This window comes from Kamptonema animale CS-326, assembly GCF_028330895.1.
GTDB classification, from domain to species: domain Bacteria; phylum Cyanobacteriota; class Cyanobacteriia; order Cyanobacteriales; family Microcoleaceae; genus Kamptonema; species Kamptonema formosum.
In genome coordinates, this window is record NZ_JAQMUA010000166.1 from 1 (window position 1) to 2283 (window position 2283).

General features: G+C 43.7%; 3 protein-coding genes. All 3 read left to right on the forward strand.

What is annotated here, in order from left to right; all coding sequences use genetic code 11:
- The first annotated feature begins 136 nt into the window (after positions 1–136).
- Positions 137–1189, forward strand: coding sequence for a PIN domain-containing protein (locus tag PN499_RS09850; RefSeq protein ID WP_272031661.1), 1053 nt, complete (start codon positions 137–139; stop codon positions 1187–1189).
- A 224-nt stretch (positions 1190–1413) separates the two neighbouring features.
- Positions 1414–1908 (forward strand): amidohydrolase family protein, encoded by a 495-nt coding sequence (locus PN499_RS09855; RefSeq protein ID WP_272031662.1) that lies wholly within the window; start codon positions 1414–1416, stop codon positions 1906–1908.
- Between the two features lie 180 nt (positions 1909–2088).
- A partial coding sequence (locus PN499_RS09860) for a hypothetical protein (RefSeq protein ID WP_272031663.1) occupies positions 2089–2283 on the forward strand: 195 nt, incomplete at its 3' end.

Here is a 2283-nt window from a genome sequence, read left to right on the forward strand (position 1 = left end):
ATATTGTTTTTCTATTCATCAAAAGGATGGATACAACTATGGATTTTAAGAGTCTTGACGGGACGCTAAAGTATCCCGCGTCCCTTTTCCTCCCAGGGCTAAAGCCACTGGGTTTCCAAGCTCCCGTGAGGTTTTTATGAGTAATAATCTTCCTGCGGTCTTATTAATTCTTGATGTTGATGTAGTAATGGGTACTAATTCCCAAACATGGCAACAATATGCCAAGGCGGGAAGTTGCTATGTCCCGGAAGTGGTGTTTGAGGAAATGGAATTTTTGGCAGATGAGGCAGATAGCGATCGCGAAAAACTAGCTAGAGAATTTCTGCGATTTTTTCCTGCTAGTGGTTGGCAGGTGACAGATGCTTTAGAGACTCACCCCAATTTAGAACCTGCTGTTGGGGGAAATCAAAGCAAACATACGCGAATGGTAGTGGCGATCGCTCAATGCGTTTACGGTTTTGCTCGCGAAAACCCAGAATCCCTAGTAGTTTTTGTCTGCAATAACCAGTCATTATTAAAGCGGATGCAAGCTTTGGGGCTGGGAAACCTTTGCGGGATCACGGCGGCGATGTTGTCCCAGTGGGCGAAGAGAGGGGAACAACCAATGCCAGTAACTCAGAAATTGCAAAATTTGATGCGATCGCAAACTTCCAAGAAACCCTCCCAGCAGACTCGTTTGCAGACTGGAAATACTTCTTTTGGGAAAACAGATATATCTAATGGCAAATTGCCAACCCGAAGCGGCAAAACAGATTTGTCTAATGGCAAATTGCCAACCCGAAGCGGCAAAACAGATTTGTCTAGCGGCAAATTGCCAACGCGAGGCGTTTCTACAATGAAAACAACGGGGGGTACAACTGGTATTAGCAAAAATAATTCTTCTGGGAGTACATTCAGTAAAACAGGTGCTTCTGCGGGCCGTCCAGCATCGCGACAAAAAACATCAGCATCGAAGCGTCATGATGATGAAATTCAATATGAGGGGATAAATTATAGACCAAAGATTACATCTGCTCCTAGAGGGCCGGGAATTTTATCTCATTTAATTAATGGATTGGGAGCTATATTTTTCTTAACTTTAGCAATAGGAATTGCATGGCGAGGAGTTCAACCTCAGAGTTTCGACCAGTTTTGGCAGCAAAAAGTAGTGCCTATATTGCCGCAGCAGGTAAAGCAGTTTGTGAAATAATCAAAGAATTTTAGATAGAAAAAGAGCAATTACCATTTCCTGCTGAGTGCAAATAAATTACCGTTTAAATGTGGGGCTACCTGTCCAACTACCGCCATTTAATAGCGACTAAGTGCAAGATTTGGCGAAGGGCAAGGACTGAAGAAGAACATTCCACATAATCTTAATAAGCTCATCTAAAAGCTTTGCCTTATCTTCCGATCTAAAAATTAAAGGTGAATCGATTGTCAATCCCATTCCGATCGCCTACTGCTGGAGCTGATCGCTTTCAAACTCGTTTTGCCCTCCACGCTTGCTCTCATCCAATGGAACAAATGATGGCGCTACTATCTTTGATCGAAGGAGGTGTCTTAGAGCGTCATCCTCTGCTGAAAGTAGGATTGCTGGAGTCTGGCTGCGGCTGGCTTCCCTACTGGCTGTGGCGGCTCGATCGCGAATATGAAGATTTGCTATGGGAAGTGGCCGATCGTGTCAAAATGAAGCCATCCGAATATTTTCGCCGCCAGTGCTTCATTGCGATCGAGCCTTCCGAGCCTTATTTAGCCCAACTGATAGACGCGATCGGTTCAGATAACTTAATCTTTGGCTCTGATTATCCTCACATGGATCATAAGCCTAATGTGGTTAAGGAAATGGTGGCTCTAGAAGAGGAACTTTCTCAGGAAATTGTGCATAAAATTGTTTGGGATAACCCGGCTCGTTTTTATGGCTTGAATTGAACCCAGAAATGGGGATGGGGGGGATGATTTGAGGGTTTATTTTATTCCTTATACCAATTCCTCGATCTACAGCTACAGATTTGACCCCCCCTGTTCCCCTTGCCAAGGGGGGACGGCGAAACCGGGGGGTAGAGATTTGTAGTCATAGTTTCAAGAATTGGTATTAAACAATTGCTTAAAATGGACAACTATCAGCTTCTCTCCAAGATTTATGAAAGCTCTAATTCATTAGTCTATCGGGCTGTCCATAAATCTAGCCACGATCCCGTTATCCTGAAAATTCTCAAGGAAGATTATCCTAGTCCCTCAGAATTAACTCGATATAAACAAGAATACGAAATTACCCGCTCCCTCCAAAAAATTGATGGCGTAATC